This is a genomic window from Vibrio cortegadensis (assembly GCF_024347395.1).
In the GTDB taxonomy this organism is placed as follows: domain Bacteria; phylum Pseudomonadota; class Gammaproteobacteria; order Enterobacterales; family Vibrionaceae; genus Vibrio; species Vibrio cortegadensis.
In genome coordinates this window covers 472,948-492,295 of sequence record NZ_AP025472.1, presented here as the reverse complement: position 1 = coordinate 492,295, position 19,348 = coordinate 472,948, and the positions used below count along the sequence as shown (strand labels likewise).

Here is a 19,348-nt window from a genome sequence, read left to right as displayed (position 1 = left end):
TAGCAGTGTAACTGAAAAAACATCGACAAATTGCGAGGTAGGTTTCATTTGAAAGTTTCTCGTTCTTATCTACTTAATTACGCGCACAAAAAAGGCCAGCAAATTTGCCAGCCTTTTCTCAAACACTACCCAATTAGTAGTTGCCTGTTGTAACGTTGCCGTTACCTTTCTCTGCTTGAATGCGCATGTAGATTTCTTCACGGTGAACAGATACTTCTTTCGGTGCATTAACACCGATACGTACTTGGTTACCTTTTACACCTAGCACAGTAACTGTCACTTCATCACCAATCATCAGTGTTTCGCCAACACGGCGAGTCAAAATTAGCATTCTTTGCTCCTTGAGTAATCTCTGAATTATCTTGCTACGAAACCATTATCAACAAAAGTTATATTTTCGTAAACTGTCTATTTGTTTATTTAACCAAAATGCATCTGATTTTGCTGAAATAGTTCGGTTTCGTGCTCCGTTATATATGCATCATGAAGTATGTTAGCCGCTTTCTCAACTACAGTTGGACACAAAACCAGCATTAATGATCGCTGCTCTGTAAAATGATGATGAACATCGATTCCATGATCTAATAGTAACTCGATCGACGCCGACAACACTCTTTGCGCTTGAGTACCAACAACTGTGAGCAAGCTTACCGCTTCACTATTACGGATTTTCTCATCAAAAACTAGCCCTAACTTGGCGTAAGCATCTTGTTTAATGACCACTCCTGTCCAATCTGTTTCCTGGATCACACTCCATATTTCAATACCCAGCATCTGACACTGCTTTTGTAATGCTTCACTCGTCGAATGCTCAACGTGGATCATGACCAAACTGTGTTCTAATGCCAGCCCTGAAATTAAGCGTTCAGAAGAGTCTCCACTAACTAAACTACCGTCGTTAACCTCAAACGTAGAAAGAACCCTAAGTGGCACGTTATACTGATGAGCGTATAAGACAGATGGAAGATGAAGAACTTTCGCACCTTTTCGAGCCATCTCTTTCATTGCAGGAAAGTCGATACAGTCAATTTTACGAGCATTTTTTACCACTCGCGGATCACATGTATAAATGCCATCGACATCTGTAAATATTTGACACTCTTGTGCCTCAAGCGCACCAGCCAGAGTAACTGCACTAGTATCAGACCCACCTCTTCCGAGTGTAGTGATATCCCCTTTGGAATTAATACCTTGGAAGCCTGCAACTATCACGATCTGTTCATCGTTCAAAAGCTCAGTAATAGGTCCGGTATCAATATGTTTAATTGCCGCGTTATTATGATGATTATCAGTCAATATTTTAGCTTGAGATCCTGTCAATGATGTCGTGCTATACCCTAATTTACTCAGGATCATAGCAAGTAGAGCCATCGACATTTGCTCACCAGCTGAAAGTAATACATCTAGCTCTCTTGCATTAGGCACGTCATCAACTTCTAGAGCTAAATTTATTAAACGATTTGTCTCACCTGACATAGCAGAAACGACAACCACGACATGGTTACCATCATTTTTTGCTTTAATGATATGTTCTGCCACCACATGCATTCTCTCTATAGAGCCTACAGATGTTCCACCAAATTTTTGCACAATTATGGGCTTTTTCACCAGCCTTCACCTTCCTAGGACCGCAGTCGCATGAATTAACACATCTAAATCGATAGTAGATTTAGTTCAAAAAAATTAACCAAGTAGTCTAACTTCGACAATTAGACCACTTGGTTAATCTCAATAAATTATGCCCAATCAAATTATCTTTGATTGGGCATTAACTTTAGAGGTTAAATGTAATTATAAACGCTCTTCTAACCAAGCTTGAACAGATTGCAATGCTTCTGGTAAGGCTTCTACGTCTGTACCGCCCGCTTGCGCCATATCAGGTCGACCACCACCTTTACCGCCAACTTGCTCTGCAACCATTTTAACTAAATCACCCGCTTTTACTTTGCTAGTCAGGTCTTTCGTCACACCAGCAATTAAACCCACTTTATTATCAGCAACGTTAGCAATAAGAATAATACCGCTACCAATCTGATTTTTAGTATTGTCTAACATTGTACGAAGGTTCTTGTTATCCGCGCCTTCAAGAGCAGCAACTAGCACTTTCACACCGCAAATATCGGTCACTTTGCCCATAATATTGGCACTTTCTGCTGCTGCCATTTTATCTTTCAGCAACTGCATTTCTTTTTCCAAAGATTTCGCTTTTTGTGCTGACTCTGCAATTTTCGCTTCATAAGCTTTGTTTTGAGAGTCAATAAAGTCTAAAGCAGAATCGCCAGTAACCGCTTCAATACGACGAATACCAGCCGCGATGCCGCCTTCAGAGGTAATCTTAAATAGGCCGATATCACCAGTATTATTCGCATGAATACCACCACAAAGCTCAGTAGAGAAATCTCCCATAGAGAGTACGCGAACTTCTGCATCGTATTTTTCGCCGAATAGCGCCATCGCACCTTTTGCTTTCGCGGATTCAATATCCATAATATTGGTTTCAATAGTATGGTTACGACGAATCTGAGCATTCACTAAGCGTTCTACTTCTTTAAGCTCTGCTGGCGTTACTGCTTCAAGGTTTGAGAAGTCAAAACGAAGGTTATCCGCTTTAACTAGTGAACCTTTTTGTGCAACGTGATCACCCAATATTTGGCGTAACGCTTCATGTAATAAGTGAGTTGCTGAGTGATTAAGAGAGATCGCAACACGACGCTCTGCATTCACATTAGCTGACACGTTATCTTCTTTTGCTAGAACGCCTTCAACCAACTCACCATGATGAGCAATAGCATTTCCTAGCTTCTGTGTATCAACAACTTTAAATACGCCAGATTGAGTGTTAAGTGTACCCGCATCACCACATTGACCGCCTGATTCTGCATAAAATGGGGTTTGGTCCAGAATGACAATCGCCTTATCACCTGCACTTAATGTTTCAACTTCATCAGCATCTACGAACATAGCAACAATCTTGCTGTCACCTTGAGTCGCTGTGTAACCGCAGAACTCAGTATTGCTATCCACTTTTATTGACGCATTGTAATCTGTATTAAACTGACCTGCTTCACGTGCACGTTGACGTTGAGCTTCCATCGCTTTTTCAAAGCCAGCTTCATCAATCGTAAATTCACGTTCACGTGCAACATCGTTAGTCAGATCAGCAGGGAAACCATAAGTATCATAAAGTTTAAATACGGTATCACCGTCTAGAACTTTGCCATCAAGGGAGTCTAAAGCTTCGTTAAGAATCACCATGCCACGCTCAAGAGTGCGGCTAAAGTTCTCTTCTTCAATGCGTAACACTTTCTCAACTAGCTCTTGTTGTTTCTTCAACTCTTCGCCTGCTGTGCCCATTACTTCAGCCAATGGACCAACAAGTTTGTGGAAGAATGAACCTTGTGCACCAAGCTTATTACCATGACGAACGGCACGACGAATGATACGACGTAGGACATAGCCACGGCCTTCATTTGAAGGCATTACGCCATCAACAATCAAGAACGCACATGAACGAATATGGTCAGCGACTACTCGTAGCGATTGATTTGACAGGTCTTCATGCCCTGTAATTTCAGCCGCTGCTTTAATTAATGTTTGGAATACATCAATTTCATAGTTTGAGTGTACGCCCTGCATAATTGCAGAAATACGCTCAATGCCCATACCTGTATCGACTGATGGTTTTGGCAATGCTTCCATTGTTCCATCAGCTTGACGGTTGAACTGCATGAAAACGTTGTTCCAAATTTCAATGAATCGGTCACCATCTTCTTCTGGAGTACCTGGGCGGCCACCCCAAATATGTTCGCCGTGATCATAGAAGATCTCAGAACATGGACCACAAGGCCCAGTGTCACCCATTTGCCAGAAGTTATCTGACTCAAACGGTTTTCCACCTTTTTTATCTCCGATACGAACAATGCGATCAGCAGGGATGCCCATCTCTTTATTCCAGATATCGAATGCTTCATCATCGGTTTCGTATACAGTGACAAGTAGACGCTCAGCAGGAAGCTGAAGAACTTCGGTTAGAAATTCCCATGCGAATTTAATCGCGTCACGCTTAAAGTAATCACCAAAACTAAAATTGCCCAGCATTTCAAAAAAGGTGTGGTGACGAGCGGTAAAACCAACATTTTCGAGATCGTTATGCTTACCACCAGCACGAACACAACGCTGAGAGGTTGTCGCACGAGTGTAGCTACGTTTTTCAAGTCCTAAGAAACAATCTTTGAACTGGTTCATACCAGCATTGGTAAATAGTAACGTAGGGTCATTAGCTGGAACTAATGATGAACTATCTACAATTTGGTGTCCTTTGCTTTCAAAGAACTTAAGGAACGCGCGGCGTACCTCATCGGTGCTCATGTACATGCAGCTCTTCCTGAAATATTCGAGTTAGTATTTTTCCATATTGTAAATTGAAATGACTAGGCGAGCAAAAGATTATGCGTTGTGGTGAGAAATAGGCAGGGTGCTTTAAGAGATTCAATAAAAAAGCACTAAGCGATGAATATGAAAAGCTGCAATCACACTATAAAGTCGATGTTTAAAGTCTGCTTTTATTCTTTTCAAATACAACAAAGCCCTGCATTGCAGGGCTTTGATATCATTAACAATTAAAGAGCGAACACTCTATAACTCTTCATTTTCAGGTGACTCAGTCCCTGTCTCTTCTTCCACGACAACTGGTGTTAACAGTAGATCTCGTAGTTTAGTATCGATTTCAAGTGCAACTTCTGGGTTCTCACGTAAGTACTTACCCGAATTCGCTTTACCTTGGCCAATTTTATCACCTTGGTAGCTGTACCATGCACCCGCTTTCTCAACTAATTTATTTTTAACACCTAAATCAATCAGCTCACCTTCACGGTTAAAACCTTTTCCGTAAAGAATTTGAGTTTCCGCTTGTTTGAACGGTGCTGCAATCTTGTTTTTAACAACTTTAATGCGAGTTTCATTACCCACAACTTCATCGCCTTCTTTAATTGCGCCTGTACGACGAATATCAAGACGAACTGATGCGTAGAATTTAAGCGCGTTACCACCCGTTGTGGTTTCTGGGTTACCAAACATAACACCAATCTTCATACGAATTTGGTTAATGAAGATACACATACAGTTAGACTGTTTTAAGTTACCCGTTAGTTTACGCATTGCTTGAGAAAGCATACGCGCTTGAAGACCCATGTGGCTATCGCCCATTTCGCCTTCAATTTCAGCTTTAGGTGTTAGTGCAGCAACAGAATCGACAACCAATACATCAATTGCACCAGAACGCGCAAGTGCATCACAGATCTCTAATGCTTGCTCACCAGTATCTGGTTGTGAAACAAGCAATGCATCAATATCAACACCTAGCTTTTTCGCATAGATAGGATCAAGAGCGTGTTCAGCATCGATAAATGCACACGTTTTTCCAACACGTTGCGCAGCAGCGATAAGCTCTAATGTTAGAGTAGTCTTACCTGAACTCTCAGGACCGTATACTTCTACGATACGTCCCATAGGTAAACCACCAGCACCCAAAGCGATATCTAACGCTAATGAACCTGTAGAGATTGTCTCTACGTCCATTGTGCGGTTGTCGCCTAAACGCATGATTGAGCCTTTACCGAATTGTTTCTCAATTTGGCCCAATGCTGCTGATAGTGCCTTTTTCTTATTATCGTCCATCACTTTCTCCACGCGATCCACATTCAGTGGCAGTGTTTTAATCTGGTAAGACACTCAGGGTTATCTAGGTGTCAGTAATTGATTTTTATTATACTGTTGATTCATACAGTGTCTATACCTGTATGAAAATAATTTTGTTTTAGTTCAAACTAACCGATCAAGCTCTCAAAGAGATGATGAACTCTAAGACGACTTTTCTCGTAAATGATTTTGCATAACGATCAGCGCATGCTCAATAGCCAGCTTGCGAACTTGATCTCGGTCTCCAATAAAATGACACGTTTCTACGTTTTGCCATTGCTCTTTATCTGCCCATGCAAAGCAGACGGTACCAACAGGCTTATCCTCAGTTCCACCACCAGGCCCTGCAATACCGCTAATTGAAACACCAATCGTTGCATTAGAATTTAGAAGAGCGCCTTTTACCATTTCAATGACAACAGGCTCACTCACCGCACCATAGGCATCAAGAATGTCAGAAAGTACGCCAAGCATTTCCATTTTTGCTTCGTTACTGTAAGTCACGAACGCTCGATCAAACCACGACGAACTGCCCGCAACATCTGTTATTGCAGTCGCAACGCCCCCACCAGTACATGATTCCGCCGTTGTCATCACTTGATGATGTGCTAACAGCAATTTGCCGACTCTTTGGCTTAATAATCTAATAGATTCCATGGTGTAAAACCTTATTTCATCTTTTCGCTCGGATTCGATTCACGTATCCTAAGCCTCAACAGAACTAAACTAAAGAAGTGGCCCGTGAAAGTCGATCAAAAACACACTCCGATGATGCAACAGTATCTAAAATTGAAAGCAGAAAACCCTGAGATCTTATTATTCTATCGCATGGGTGATTTCTACGAACTTTTTTATGATGATGCCAAACGTGCTTCGCAGCTGTTAGAGATCTCACTGACGAAACGTGGAGCTTCAGCTGGTGAGCCAATTCCAATGGCTGGTGTGCCATTTCATTCGATTGAAGGTTACTTAGCTAAATTAGTTCAGCAAGGTGAATCCGTTGCGATATGCGAACAAGTTGGAGACCCTGCGACCAGTAAAGGCCCTGTTGAGCGAAAAGTCGTTCGAATTGTCACCCCCGGAACCGTCACTGATGAAGCGTTACTTTCTGAGCGTATCGATAACTTAATTGCCGCCATTTACCAACAAAATGGAAAGTTCGGCTATGCGACTTTAGATATTACTTCAGGTCGTTTTCAGCTAACTGAGCCTGAAACTGCGGAGGCCATGGCTGCTGAACTGCAACGAACTTCGCCTCGTGAACTTCTATTCCCTGAAGATTTTGAAGCCGTTGATTTAATGGCTAACCGCAACGGTAATCGTCGTCGCCCCGTGTGGGAATTTGAATTAGATACTGCTAAACAGCAATTGAACCAGCAATTTGGCACTCGTGATTTAGTCGGCTTCGGAGTAGAAAATGCTCACTTGGGATTATGCGCGGCTGGTTGCTTGATCCAATACGTCAAAGACACTCAAAAAACCGCTCTGCCACACATTCGTGCGCTTACTTTCGATCGCCAAGATCACTCGGTGATCTTAGATGCGGCTACACGTCGTAATCTTGAGATCACTCAAAACCTTTCTGGCGGTTTCGATAATACGCTCGCGGAAGTTCTCGATCACACCGCAACACCAATGGGTAGCCGAATGCTTAAACGCTGGCTACATCAACCAATGCGAAATCTGGGCACTCTCGATCAACGCTTAGATTCTATTGGTGAAATCAAAGAACAAGGCTTATATGCAGACTTGCAACCGATCTTAAAACAGATTGGTGATATTGAGCGTATTTTGGCTCGTTTGGCACTACGTTCTGCTCGCCCAAGAGATATGGCGAGGTTGAGACATGCGATGCAGCAACTACCAGAACTAGAAGCTAACTTGCAGTCGTTACAAAATCCTCACCTCATTAAGCTATCACAAGAAGCGGCCCCTTTAGAGTCTGTTTGCGAGTTGCTAGAGCGCGCAATCAAAGAGAACCCGCCCGTTGTGATCCGAGATGGTGGCGTCATCGCAGCAGGCTATGATGAAGATCTTGATGAATGGCGAAAACTGGCAGATGGCGCGACAGAGTATCTTGAAAAATTGGAAGCTGATGAACGTGAGCGCCACGGCATCGATACTTTAAAAGTCGGCTACAACAATGTACACGGTTTCTTTATTCAGATAAGCCGTGGTCAAAGCCATTTAGCACCCGCTCATTACGTTCGTAGGCAAACCTTAAAAAATGCAGAACGCTACATCATTCCTGAGCTCAAAGAACATGAAGACAAAGTGCTCAGCTCAAAATCTAAAGCACTTTCTATTGAGAAAAAGCTTTGGGATGAGCTATTCGATCTTCTGCTGCCAAGCCTAGAACAGCTACAAAATTTATCCGCTGCGATTTCTCAACTCGATGTACTGCAGAACTTAGCAGAGCGAGCGGAAAGTCTGGATTACTGCCGTCCAACCTTAAAAGAGAAACCGGGGATCCACATTCAAGCAGGTCGTCATCCCGTTGTTGAACAAGTCATGACTGAACCCTTCATCGCAAACCCAATCGAATTACACTCAGAGCGAAAAATGCTGATTGTAACGGGGCCAAATATGGGCGGTAAATCGACCTATATGCGTCAAACCGCACTGATTGCGTTGATGGCTCACATTGGAGCTTATGTTCCCGCAGAAGCCGCTGAAATTGGCTCAATCGACCGTATCTTCACTCGAATTGGTGCGTCTGATGATCTTGCATCTGGCCGCTCTACCTTTATGGTTGAGATGACTGAGACTGCAAATATTCTGCACAACTCAACCCCAAATAGCTTAGTGCTGATGGATGAAATTGGTCGAGGCACCAGCACTTACGATGGCTTATCTTTAGCATGGGCGAGTGCAGAGTGGCTCGCGAGTCAAATCGGTGCCATGACATTATTCGCAACTCACTATTTTGAGTTGACCGAACTTCCAAAACTCTTGCCTCATTTAGCGAACGTTCACCTAGATGCTGTAGAGCACGGAGATAGCATCGCGTTCATGCATGCGGTTCAAGAAGGTGCCGCAAGCAAATCTTACGGTTTGGCAGTGGCTGGCTTAGCGGGTGTTCCTAAAACCGTGATCAAAAATGCGAGAGCGAAATTAACGCAGTTAGAAATGTTAGGTAACCAGCCCGAGAGTGCTAAATCAAGCAAAGTTGATATTGCTAATCAGCTGAGTTTAATTCCAGAACCAAGCGAAGTAGAAGAGGCGTTAGCCAACATCGATCCCGATGAACTGACCCCTCGCCAAGCGTTAGAAGAACTTTATCGTCTTAAGAAGCTAATTTAGCTGCGATAAGATATCTAACGACAATAGGCTCTCTAACGGCAATAGGATCATCGTGTTCTAAATGGGTTCAATAATGTAAAAAGGCTAGAATATATGATCTTCTAGCCTTTTCTTTATCTGAACAAGATTGATTTAGAAGAGTGTTAATCTGTTTCGATATTGAATAGGTTTTCCATGCTCAGACCTTGTTTAATCAGGATCTCACGTAAACGACGTAGACCTTCTACTTGGATCTGACGCACTCGTTCGCGAGTTAAACAAATTTCACGTCCCACCTCTTCTAAAGTGGATGGCTCATAGCCTAGTAACCCAAAACGACGAGCTAACACTTCTTTCTGTTTTGGATTCAGTTCATCTAACCAGTCAATCAATGACGATTTAATATCATCATCTTGAGTGGAAACTTCCGGGTCAGAATTATGTATGTCAGGGATAATATCCAGAAGTGCCTTTTCACCATCACCACCAATGGGAGTATCAACAGAACTGACACGCTCATTGAGGCGCAGCATCTTGCTTACATCATCGACAGGTTTATCAAGCTGGTTTGCGATCTCTTCTGCTGTCGGCTCATGATCAAGCTTTTGTGACAGTTCACGAGCGGTTCGCAGATAGATGTTTAGCTCTTTAACGACGTGAATAGGAAGACGAATAGTACGAGTTTGGTTCATCAACGCACGTTCGATCGTTTGTCTGATCCACCATGTTGCATAGGTAGAGAAACGGAAGCCACGTTCCGGATCAAATTTTTCAACGGCGCGGATCAAGCCTAAGTTACCCTCTTCAATAAGGTCAAGTAGTGCTAAACCACGGTTGCTATAGCGACGAGATATTTTCACAACAAGACGAAGGTTACTTTCGATCATACGTTTACGAGCGGCTTCATCACCGCGTAGTGCACGTCGGGCGTATAAAACTTCTTCTTCTGCTGCTAGGAGTGGAGAAAAACCAATTTCTCCGAGATAGAGTTGCGTGGCATCTAGGCTTTTCGAGGAAACTTCAAATTCCTCTTTCGCCTCTGCCTTCTTGGCTGAGGTTGGTTTAATTTTTTGCGCATCCATCGCTTTATTATTTAGACCAAATTCTTCAACTTTTTTTGCTGCATTGCTTATACCCATAACGCCTCCCCTGGCGAGTTAGCAAGACATGACCACTAAATATGCCGCTAAATTGCTACTTCTTCATTTTTGCTACGGTAAAACCATACCGAACAATAAATTACGGTAAGTATCGTTTCGGATTAACCGACTTACCTTGATAGCGAATTTCAAAGTGTAATCTCACACTACTTGCTCCAGAACTGCCCATTGTTGCTATCTTCTGGCCCGCTTTTACACTCTGTCCTTCCTTGACGTGTAATTGGTCGTTGTGCGCGTATGCACTTAAATATTTATCGTTATGTTTCACAATCACCAGATTGCCATAACCTCTTAGCGCATTACCCGAATAGACCACTGTACCTTTCGCTGTTGCAACGATGGATTGACCACGTTTACCTGCAATATCAATCCCTTTATTTCCTTGATCTCCAGCTGAAAAGTTTTTAATTACTCTCCCTTTCGTTGGCCATAACCATTTGGAAACTTTACTGTTTTTAGCTACCACTGGCGTGTTAACCTTTTTAACAGTTTGTTTACCTTTAGAACCAACATACTCCTTTGGTTTAGATTGTTCAACCTTCTTTGGTGGGTATTTTTTAACCGTCTTTTGTGCTTTAACGGGTTTTGATGATGCTGTTGGTGTTGAGGCCTTAACAGGAGTACTGACTGCGCTTTTGGTCGCTACAGCACCAGCAGTCACAGCAGCTACGGCGACAGCTTTGCCGTAACTTGGAGCAACATAAGCTGGTCGCCAGAGTTTTAACTTTTGTCCAGGGTGTATGGTATAAGGTGAAGATAAGTTGTTATTGTGGATAAGATCTTTCACATCTTTATTAGTGATATAAGCAATAAAATAGAGCGTATCGCCTTTTTTTACTTCATAGAAACTGCCTTTGTAACTACCGCGCCCAATCGAACTGTAATCTTTACTTAACCCAGTAACAGGCGCAGGAGTTTGTGCGGCGCACCCTAACAGAACACCGCATATAATAAAGTAAATGACACTTCGAATAAGACTCTTCATTCTTAGGCTAAATCACCAGCAATAAGTGGTACAAAACGCACCATTTCTATCGTTGAAGAGTGATACTCATCACCCGATCTCACAATTTTCAGTAGCTGCTGTTCATCGCCACCAACTGGGATTAGCATTCGTCCACCATCTTTTAGTTGAGATAATAGTGCCTGAGGAATACTCTCTGGTGCTGCGGTTACAATGATTGCATCAAAAGGGCCTTTCGCAGCCCATCCTTGCCACCCATCCGCATGTTTAGTTGATACGTTATAAATATCCAATTGCTTAAGACGCCTTTTGGCATCCCATTGAAGTGACTTTATTCGCTCAACGGAATAGACATGATTGACCAACTGTGCCAGCACTGCGGTCTGATAACCCGATCCTGTCCCTACTTCGAGTACTTGGCTATCTCGCTTTAGTTCTAGCAACTCAGTCATCTTCGCAACTATGTATGGCTGAGAGATCGTCTGACCGTGCCCAATGGGTAATGCATTGTTATCATAAGCTTGATGTATCATTGCTTGAGAAACAAAGCTCTCTCTTGGCAAAACACCAATAGCATTTAATACTGCTTGGTCCTGAATACCATGTGTAATCAAAAATTCAACCAATCGATTTGCTTGAGGGTGACTCATTTCACCTCCCCCTTTAACCACGTATCCATGCTACGCAATGACTCATGAGCAGTGAGATCTACTTGTAATGGTGTAATCGATATATAGTGATTTTCTATCGCATGAAAATCAGTACCTTCGCCCGCATCTTGCTCTTTTCCTGGAGGTCCAAGCCAATAAATATCATGTCCACGCGGATCTTTTTGTCGAATCATCGCCTCTGCATGATGACGAGCACCAAGACGAGTGACCTGAGTTCCAAGTAGTTGTTCAAAGCCAACATCAGGGATATTCACATTCAGCAAGCGATTGGTGGGAATCGGAGCGGCGATATGCTGCTCAACCAATTGCCTAGCTACTTTTGCTGCAGTAGCGAAATGCTCCTTTCCAGCCAAAGAGAATGCGATGGATTGAACCCCAAGAAAGTGCCCCTCCATTGCCGCCGCAACCGTCCCGGAATAAAGAACATCATCACCTAAATTAGCGCCATGATTAATGCCTGATAACACTAAATCTGGCAGGTCATCTTTCAGTAATTCATTCAGAGCAAAGTGAACACAGTCTGTCGGAGTCCCTTGAACTGAATAGGTATTGGTCACAATCTCTTGCACTCTCAGCGGTTGCTCCAGTGTTAATGAATTCGAGGCTCCAGATCGATTACGATCCGGAGCAACAATGATAATTTCCGCGAGATCAGACAATACCTCTGCTAATGCATGAATTCCCTTAGCATGTACGCCATCATCATTGCTAAGTAGTATTTTCATTGACCTTCCCTTTTCTGCACTGTGTTCATTTTTCGTTTTGTATTTACTATTTTATCGTAAAAGCATCAAAGTGTTAGTATTGACGCTCAACTGGGATCTCTTCTATCAACTCACGAACGATTGCTGTAGCAAAGCATCCCGCATCGAGTGAGAAACGAAGAGTCACGTTATCTTCTTCTATTTCCCACGAGAGGTTTTGCGGCTTAAGTGCAATTTCACGACGATCGTGACGCATGCGGTTACCGCGGATAAGTGCCATCAAATCAGGTTCTGCATCGAGGTGAACTTGCTCTAATGCGAGTACCTCTTCCTGAGTAGGCAAGGCATTGTCACCTGCAAGAGCGGCACTGATAAAGACTTCTCCTGCATTGAACTTATCTTTACATTGATCAGCATTCTCTGCCGTAACCAATAGTGGTCTTTCATTTGATACCAGAAGATCACCATTCAACACTTGGTTGAAGACTGATTGTTCAATACGTTCAGACACGATCAGATTAAAAATCCATGAACGCGCCGCAGACAAATACAAACTGCGTTTATTCTGGTTACGCGTACGGACATTCTCTTTGCCCCAACGACGCGCTTCAACTAAGTTATTACCTTGGTTACCAAAACGCTGTGCGCCAAAATAATTAGGTACGCCACACTTTTGAACCTGTAGCATGCGTTTAACTACATCTTCCACATCTGATACTTCAGACAGAGTAATTTCAAAATCGTTTCCGACAAGATCGCCTGGACGTAACTTTTTGTTATGACGGTCAGTCGCGAGGATCTCAATGCTTGGATGCTCAGCCAAAAATGCCGAAAAATCGGGCGTGTCACCTTTAGGCAGATGAACACTCAACCATTGCTCTGTCACCGCATGACGATCTTTCAAACCCGCCCAGCTGACATTTTTAGATTGCACACCGCACGCTTTCGCTAATTCATTAACAACAAAACTGGTGTTTTCACCTGTCTTACGAATTCGCACCATTAAGTGCTCGCCAGATCCTGTAAATTCAAAACCCAGGTTTTCGCGTACTACAAAATGTTCGTCTTTTGCTTTGAGTTTTGCTTTTGCTGTTGGTTTACCATTAAGGTAAGCCATTGAAGATAAAATGTCTGACATATCAATTCTTTAAATTAAGTGGATAATTAAACTAAGCTTTCGTAATCACAACAACCGCTTCACAAGCGATGCCTTCTTTGCGTCCGGTAAAACCAAGGCGCTCCGTTGTTGTCGCTTTCACATTGATGTTCTGTAGTTCTGTTTGTAAATCTTCTGCGATGGCTTGGCACATTGACTCTATATGAGGAGCCATCTTAGGCGCTTGAGCAATAATGGTAATATCGGCATTACCAAGCATATAACCACACTCTTGCACGCGGCGATAAACATCTTTCAATAATTCGCGGCTATTAGCACCTTTCCATTTGTCATCCGTATCAGGAAAATGACGACCGATATCGCCTGCAGCAATAGCACCAAGTAGCGCATCAGATAATGCGTGTAAGGCAACATCACCGTCTGAATGAGCGATCAACCCCTGCTCATAAGGGATAGATACGCCACCAATAATAACAGGGCCTTCACCACCAAATTTATGGACATCAAAGCCATGGCCTATACGAATCATTGTTGTTCCTTATTTTTGCTTAAGTAGAAGTCAGCAAGCGCGAGATCTTCGGGTTGAGTGATTTTAAAGTTATCGGCACGACCAATCACTAATTTAGGTGTAAAACCTAAAAGTTCTAAAGCGGATGCTTCGTCGGTAATATTCGCACCTTGCTCTAAGGCGGTTGATAATGCAGTGGTGAGTTGCTCAGTTTTGAACATCTGCGGCGTTAGCGCATGCCACAAATTTTGTCTTTCTACTGTGTGATCAATATTACTCTGAGAATTCCCGCGTTTCATGGTATCTCGAACTGGCGCAGCCAAAATACCACCAACAGGATGTTCAACCGATTGTTGAATCAGGTTATCAATATCCGAAATTTGAAGGCAGGGACGAGCGGCATCATGCACCATCACCCAGTCGCTAGGACGATTCTCTGACAAGTAGTTCAGTCCAGACAAAACAGAATCAGCCCGCTCTTGGCCTCCTGAAACCCGAATGACATTAGGATTATCAGCTAAAGATAATTCAGGGAAATAGGGATCATCATCGCTAATTGCCACTACGACTCGCGGTATCAGATCATGCTGAAGTAGCGTTTCAACGGTATGCTCCAAAATGGTTTTGCCATGCAGTATCAAATATTGCTTAGGTCGATCCGCTTTCATACGGCTACCAACACCAGCAGCAGGCACAATCGCAACAACAGGTTGGGTATAACTCATCATCTATTGAAGATCCTCATCGATCAGACGATAGAAGGTTTCTCCCTCTTTGATCATACCTAGCTCATTACGCGCACGCTCTTCAACCGCATCAAGTCCTTGTCTGAGGTCATCGATTTCGGCAAACATCTCATTATTACGAGCTTGTAATTTTGTATTTACTTGTTGCTGAACGTCAATTTCATTATGGACGCTGTAGTAATCAGAAATACCATTTTTTCCCAGCCACAACGTATATTGCAACCAGCCTAAAAGTATCACCAATAACAAGGAAAATAGTCGCATAGTTCCAATCGTATTAATCAAGTCGGGGGAATAAATTTCTAATCCACATATATACCATAATAGGGGTCTATGGGCGAGGTATTGAAGCGATGAGGTGGGATATGTGAATGTTTCAGATATAAAAAAACGCCTCCATGAATGGAGACGTTTTTAAAGTATTAAGTTAATAATTAACTAAGATAAACTTAGATATTATTGACCTTTAACTTCTTTAAGACCGTTGAAAGGTGCTTTAGAACCTAGAGCTTCTTCGATACGGATTAGTTGGTTGTACTTAGCAACACGGTCAGAACGGCTCATAGAACCAGTTTTGATTTGACCTGCAGCTGTACCTACCGCTAGATCAGCGATAGTTGCATCTTCAGTTTCGCCAGAACGGTGAGAGATTACTGCAGTGTAGCCAGCGTCTTTAGCCATCTTGATTGCAGCTAGAGTCTCTGTTAGAGAACCGATTTGGTTGAACTTGATAAGGATAGAGTTAGCTACGCCTTTCTCGATACCTTCAGCAAGAATCTTAGTGTTTGTAACGAATAGATCGTCACCAACGATTTGAAGTTTGTCGCCTAGAAGTTCAGTTTGGTGCTTGAAGCCAGCCCAATCTGATTCGTCAAGACCGTCTTCGATAGATACGATTGGGTATTGGTTAGCAAGGTCTTGTAGGTAGAAGTTGAACTCTTCTGAAGTGAAGATTTTGCCTTCGCCTTTCATGTTGTAGTTGCCAGCTTCTTTGTCGAAGAACTCAGATGCAGCACAGTCCATCGCTAGAGTAACGTCTTTACCTAGAACGTAACCAGCAGCTTCTACAGCTTCTTTGATTGCAGCTAGTGCAGCAGCGTTAGACTCAAGGTTAGGAGCGAAACCACCTTCATCACCAACAGCAGTGCTTAGGCCTTTAGCTTTAAGTACTTTAGCTAGGTTGTGGAATACTTCAGCACCGATACGTAGAGCTTCTTTAAGAGTTTTTGCGCCAACTGGTTGGATCATGAACTCTTGGATGTCAACGTTGTTATCAGCGTGCTCACCACCGTTGATGATGTTCATCATTGGTAGAGGCATAGAGAACTGACCAGCAGTACCGTTTAGTTCAGCGATGTGCTCGTATAAAGGCATGCCTTTAGCAGCAGCAGCCGCTTTAGCGTTCGCTAGAGAAACAGCTAGGATAGCGTTAGCGCCAAACTTAGACTTGTTTTCAGTACCGTCTAGGTCAAGCATGATTTGGTCAACGTCAGCTTGAGCTTTCGCGTCTTTACCGATTAGAGCTTCAGCGATTGGGCCGTTTACAGCTTCAATTGCTTTAAGAACACCTTTACCTAGGAAACGTGATTTGTCGCCGTCACGTAGTTCAAGAGCTTCGCGAGAACCAGTTGATGCGCCTGATGGTGCAGCTGCCATACCTACGAAACCACCTTCTAGGTGAACTTCAGCTTCTACTGTTGGGTTACCACGTGAATCGATGATTTCACGACCTAGAACTTTAACGATCTTAGACATTGAATGTTTCCTTCTCGTTGAATATAAATGTCAAATTTAAAAGGTAGCCGCACAACTTACGCCACTACCTGTATTCTTGTTCTTACTTTTCTAACTCACCACGCTGGAATTCACCAGCTGCTTTCACAAAACCTGCAAATAATGGGTGACCATCACGAGGTGTTGATGTGAATTCTGGGTGGAATTGAGCTGCAACAAACCATGGGTGGTTAGGGTTCTCAATTACTTCTACCAACTTCTTGTCTGCAGATAAGCCAGATACTTTTAGACCAGCTTTTTCAATTTGCGGACGAAGATTGTTGTTCACTTCGTAACGGTGACGGTGACGTTCATGGATAGTCGCGCTGCCGTATAGTTCGTAAGCTTTTGTGCCTTTTGCAAGGTGACATAGCTGAGAACCAAGGCGCATCGTGCCACCAAGATCTGAAGTTTCAGTTCGCTCTTCTACTTTACCTTCGCCATCAGTCCATTCTGTAATCAGACCAACAACAGGGAATTTAGTTTCTTTGCTAAATTCAGAAGAGTGTGCACCTTCCATATTCGCTACGTTACGTGCGTATTCGATAAGAGCAACTTGCATACCTAGACAAATACCTAAGTATGGAACTTTGTTTTCACGTGCGTACTGAGCGGCAAGGATCTTACCTTCGATACCACGATCACCAAAGCCACCAGGAACTAAAATTGCATCTAGACCCTCAAGTACTTCTGTACCTTTAGATTCTACATCTTGTGAATCTACATATTTAATTGTGACGCTTAAGCGATTTTTCAAGCCCGCATGTTTTAATGCTTCGTTTACTGACTTGTATGCGTCTGGTAATTCAATGTATTTACCAACCATACCGATAGTCACTTCACCAGTAGGGTTCGCTTCTTCATAAATTACTTGTTCCCACTCAGAAAGATCAGCTTCTGGAGCATCAATACCAAAGCGCTTACAAACAAGATCATCAGTACCTTGCGCTTTAATAAGTTGTGGGATCTTGTAGATTGAATCTACATCTTTCATTGAGATAACTGCTTTCTCTTGTACATTACAGAAAAGAGCAATTTTCTTACGTTCGTTTGCTGGGATAACACGATCTGAACGACAAACTAGGATATCTGGCTGGATACCGATAGACAGTAGTTCTTTCACTGAGTGTTGAGTCGGCTTAGTTTTAAGCTCGCCCGCAGCGCCTAGGTAAGGTACAAGCGTTAGGTGCATGAACATTGCACGTTCACGGCCTAGCTCTACTGCTAGTTGACGAATCGCTTCCATAAACGGTAGTGATTCGATATCACCAACAGTGCCACCCACTTCTACAAGGGCAATATCATGACCTTCAGCACCTGAGATTACACGCTCTTTGATCGAGTTAGTAATGTGAGGAATTACCTGAATCGTTGCACCAAGGTAATCGCCACGGCGCTCTTTACGTAGAACGTCGGCGTAAACACGACCTGCTGTGAAGTTGTTACGCTTGGTCATTTTGGTACGAATGAAACGCTCGTAGTGACCAAGGTCAAGGTCAGTTTCAGCGCCATCTTCCGTGACAAACACTTCACCATGCTGAGTTGGGCTCATTGTGCCCGGATCAACGTTGATGTAAGGGTCAAGCTTCATCATAGTCACTTTAAGACCACGAGCTTCTAAAATAGCTGCAAGCGATGCCGCTGCAATACCTTTACCTAGAGAGGATACAACCCCGCCAGTAACAAAAATGTAATTTGTTGTCATGTTTAACCTGAAATTGGTTGAATGAGGGAAATGGACTACTTCTGGACGGGATGAAAATATACCAGAAGCCCTTTATCGCCACAACGTGAAACTTATCACAGTCGAAATTTTATTTTTTTGCTTCAAATCAATTCCGTTAGAAAGTTTCTATTTTGTTTTTTCTTCGATCTTCACTTCATCCCACATCCTGTCTAGCTCCGGCAGTGAAAAGTCGCCTAATTCCTTACCTTGATTTTGTACTTTTTTTTCAATTCCATGAAAGCGACGTTCAAATTTTAAATTTGCTTTGCTTAACGCCGATTCTGGATTTTTTCCTAAATGGCGGACCAAGTTCACAGTTGCAAATAGCAGATCGCCTAATTCTTCTTCGACTAAATCTTCATTTGGGGTGACTTGAAGCGCTTCTTCCAGCACTTCATCCACCTCTTCTAGAACTTTATCAGCGACAGGGCCAATCGTGTCCCAATCGAACCCATATTGAGCACATTTTTTTTGAATTTTATTAGCTCGTGATAATGCAGGTAACGATTTTGGTATTGAGTCTAGAATACTTTTTTCTGTTTTGCCTAATTGTGATTTTTCTTTGATTTTTTCAGCTTCCCAATTTGCATTCAGTTCTTCATCACTTGAGAATGTTTTATCCGAAAACACATGCGGGTGACGACGAGTTAGTTTCTCATTAACACCATCTACAACATCATTAAAATCAAACAGTTGTTGTTCTTTAGCGATCTGACTATAAAAGATAACTTGAAACAATAAATCGCCCAGTTCTTCTTTCAAATTTGACCAATCTTTATTATTAATCGCATCCACAACTTCATACGTTTCTTCAATTGTATGCGGCACAATGGTTTCAAACGTTTGTTTGCGATCCCATGGACACCCACTTTCCGGGTCTCGCAACTGAGACATTATTTCTAATAACTGTTCAATGGATTGAGCCATGCTAGCACCTTAGTTTTTAGTTAGAAAAACACCGCCATATAGGCGGTGCTGATTATATTTAAAGCCTTCAATG

At 42.8% G+C, this 19,348-nt stretch carries 17 protein-coding genes; 1 reads left to right on the top strand and 16 read right to left on the bottom strand.

The annotated features are described in order from the left end of the window. Positions 1–133: 133 nt before the first annotated feature. The 5 genes from csrA to OCV39_RS02355 all read right to left on the bottom strand — a co-directional run bounded on the left by csrA (position 134) and on the right by OCV39_RS02355 (position 6,354). Positions 134–331: a carbon storage regulator CsrA gene (csrA, locus tag OCV39_RS02375; RefSeq protein ID WP_017054190.1), complete on the bottom strand. Its 198-nt coding sequence runs from the start codon at positions 329–331 to the stop codon at positions 134–136. Positions 332–420: 89 nt separating this feature from the next. Beyond that, positions 421–1,608 (bottom strand): aspartate kinase, encoded by a 1,188-nt coding sequence (locus OCV39_RS02370; RefSeq protein ID WP_017054191.1) that lies wholly within the window; start codon positions 1,606–1,608, stop codon positions 421–423. Between the two features lie 183 nt (positions 1,609–1,791). Beyond that, positions 1,792–4,374 carry an alanine--tRNA ligase gene (gene alaS, locus OCV39_RS02365; protein ID WP_261888853.1) on the bottom strand — a complete coding sequence of 861 codons (2,583 nt, stop codon included), beginning with the start codon at positions 4,372–4,374 and terminating at the stop codon, positions 1,792–1,794. A 261-nt stretch (positions 4,375–4,635) separates the two neighbouring features. Then, on the bottom strand, positions 4,636–5,676 hold the full coding sequence (gene recA / locus OCV39_RS02360; protein ID WP_017054193.1) for a recombinase RecA: 1,041 nt from the start codon (positions 5,674–5,676) through the stop codon (positions 4,636–4,638). Positions 5,677–5,859: 183 nt separating this feature from the next. After that, positions 5,860–6,354 (bottom strand): CinA family protein, encoded by a 495-nt coding sequence (locus OCV39_RS02355; RefSeq protein WP_261888852.1) that lies wholly within the window; start codon positions 6,352–6,354, stop codon positions 5,860–5,862. Positions 6,355–6,438: 84 nt separating this feature from the next. Between OCV39_RS02355 and mutS the strand changes: the two genes are divergently transcribed. Further along, positions 6,439–9,000, top strand: a complete 2,562-nt coding sequence (gene mutS, locus OCV39_RS02350) for a DNA mismatch repair protein MutS (protein WP_261888851.1) — start codon at positions 6,439–6,441, stop codon at positions 8,998–9,000. Positions 9,001–9,143: 143 nt separating this feature from the next. Here the strand turns inward: mutS and rpoS are convergent, their stop codons facing one another. From rpoS to mazG, 11 genes are all read right to left on the bottom strand, one after another. After that, entirely contained in the window at positions 9,144–10,118 is a 975-nt protein-coding gene (gene rpoS, locus OCV39_RS02345; protein WP_017054196.1) for an RNA polymerase sigma factor RpoS, read from the bottom strand. A gap of 100 nt (positions 10,119–10,218) precedes the next feature. Continuing rightward, complete coding sequence (gene nlpD, locus OCV39_RS02340; protein ID WP_261888850.1) at positions 10,219–11,124, bottom strand: murein hydrolase activator NlpD; 906 nt, start codon at positions 11,122–11,124, stop codon at positions 10,219–10,221. 2 nt (positions 11,125–11,126) lie between these two features. Then, positions 11,127–11,753, bottom strand: a complete 627-nt coding sequence (locus tag OCV39_RS02335) for a protein-L-isoaspartate(D-aspartate) O-methyltransferase (protein ID WP_136995819.1) — start codon at positions 11,751–11,753, stop codon at positions 11,127–11,129. Next, the gene (gene surE / locus OCV39_RS02330; protein WP_261888849.1) at positions 11,750–12,499 is read right to left on the bottom strand and encodes a 5'/3'-nucleotidase SurE; all 750 of its coding nucleotides are present in this window, start codon (positions 12,497–12,499) and stop codon (positions 11,750–11,752) included. Before surE ends, OCV39_RS02335 begins: the two co-directional genes overlap by 4 nt. Before the next feature lie 73 nt (positions 12,500–12,572). After that, positions 12,573–13,616 (bottom strand): tRNA pseudouridine(13) synthase TruD, encoded by a 1,044-nt coding sequence (gene truD, locus OCV39_RS02325; protein WP_171757166.1) that lies wholly within the window; start codon positions 13,614–13,616, stop codon positions 12,573–12,575. A gap of 31 nt (positions 13,617–13,647) precedes the next feature. Further along, the gene (gene ispF / locus OCV39_RS02320; protein WP_261888848.1) at positions 13,648–14,124 is read right to left on the bottom strand and encodes a 2-C-methyl-D-erythritol 2,4-cyclodiphosphate synthase; all 477 of its coding nucleotides are present in this window, start codon (positions 14,122–14,124) and stop codon (positions 13,648–13,650) included. Continuing rightward, on the bottom strand, positions 14,121–14,831 hold the full coding sequence (ispD, locus tag OCV39_RS02315; RefSeq protein ID WP_261888847.1) for a 2-C-methyl-D-erythritol 4-phosphate cytidylyltransferase: 711 nt from the start codon (positions 14,829–14,831) through the stop codon (positions 14,121–14,123). Before ispD ends, ispF begins: the two co-directional genes overlap by 4 nt. Then, the gene (gene ftsB, locus OCV39_RS02310; protein ID WP_017054203.1) at positions 14,832–15,113 is read right to left on the bottom strand and encodes a cell division protein FtsB; all 282 of its coding nucleotides are present in this window, start codon (positions 15,111–15,113) and stop codon (positions 14,832–14,834) included. Between the two features lie 192 nt (positions 15,114–15,305). Beyond that, positions 15,306–16,604, bottom strand: coding sequence for a phosphopyruvate hydratase (eno, locus tag OCV39_RS02305; protein WP_113795789.1), 1,299 nt, complete (start codon positions 16,602–16,604; stop codon positions 15,306–15,308). Positions 16,605–16,686: 82 nt separating this feature from the next. Continuing rightward, positions 16,687–18,327, bottom strand: coding sequence for a CTP synthase (locus OCV39_RS02300; protein WP_171757167.1), 1,641 nt, complete (start codon positions 18,325–18,327; stop codon positions 16,687–16,689). 147 nt (positions 18,328–18,474) lie between these two features. Then, complete coding sequence (mazG, locus tag OCV39_RS02295; protein WP_261888846.1) at positions 18,475–19,275, bottom strand: nucleoside triphosphate pyrophosphohydrolase; 801 nt, start codon at positions 19,273–19,275, stop codon at positions 18,475–18,477. Between the last annotated feature and the right edge of the window lie 73 nt (positions 19,276–19,348).

Excerpts from the sequence above, each read along its gene's own strand:
- OCV39_RS02300 (WP_171757167.1), bottom strand. The coding sequence starts at position 18,327 with ATGACAACAAATTACATTTTTGTTACTGGCGGGGTTGTATCCTCTCTA.
- csrA (WP_017054190.1), bottom strand. The coding sequence starts at position 331 with ATGCTAATTTTGACTCGCCGTGTTGGCGAAACACTGATGATTGGTGAT.
- rpoS (WP_017054196.1), bottom strand. The coding sequence starts at position 10,118 with ATGGGTATAAGCAATGCAGCAAAAAAAGTTGAAGAATTTGGTCTAAAT.
- recA (WP_017054193.1), bottom strand. The coding sequence starts at position 5,676 with ATGGACGATAATAAGAAAAAGGCACTATCAGCAGCATTGGGCCAAATT.
- nlpD (WP_261888850.1), bottom strand. The coding sequence starts at position 11,124 with ATGAAGAGTCTTATTCGAAGTGTCATTTACTTTATTATATGCGGTGTT.
- alaS (WP_261888853.1), bottom strand. The coding sequence starts at position 4,374 with ATGTACATGAGCACCGATGAGGTACGCCGCGCGTTCCTTAAGTTCTTT.
- mazG (WP_261888846.1), bottom strand. The coding sequence starts at position 19,275 with ATGGCTCAATCCATTGAACAGTTATTAGAAATAATGTCTCAGTTGCGA.
- ispF (WP_261888848.1), bottom strand. The coding sequence starts at position 14,124 with ATGATTCGTATAGGCCATGGCTTTGATGTCCATAAATTTGGTGGTGAA.
- eno (WP_113795789.1), bottom strand. The coding sequence starts at position 16,604 with ATGTCTAAGATCGTTAAAGTTCTAGGTCGTGAAATCATCGATTCACGT.
- OCV39_RS02335 (WP_136995819.1), bottom strand. The coding sequence starts at position 11,753 with ATGAGTCACCCTCAAGCAAATCGATTGGTTGAATTTTTGATTACACAT.
- ftsB (WP_017054203.1), bottom strand. The coding sequence starts at position 15,113 with ATGCGACTATTTTCCTTGTTATTGGTGATACTTTTAGGCTGGTTGCAA.
- OCV39_RS02355 (WP_261888852.1), bottom strand. The coding sequence starts at position 6,354 with ATGGAATCTATTAGATTATTAAGCCAAAGAGTCGGCAAATTGCTGTTA.
- surE (WP_261888849.1), bottom strand. The coding sequence starts at position 12,499 with ATGAAAATACTACTTAGCAATGATGATGGCGTACATGCTAAGGGAATT.
- ispD (WP_261888847.1), bottom strand. The coding sequence starts at position 14,831 with ATGATGAGTTATACCCAACCTGTTGTTGCGATTGTGCCTGCTGCTGGT.
- truD (WP_171757166.1), bottom strand. The coding sequence starts at position 13,616 with ATGTCAGACATTTTATCTTCAATGGCTTACCTTAATGGTAAACCAACA.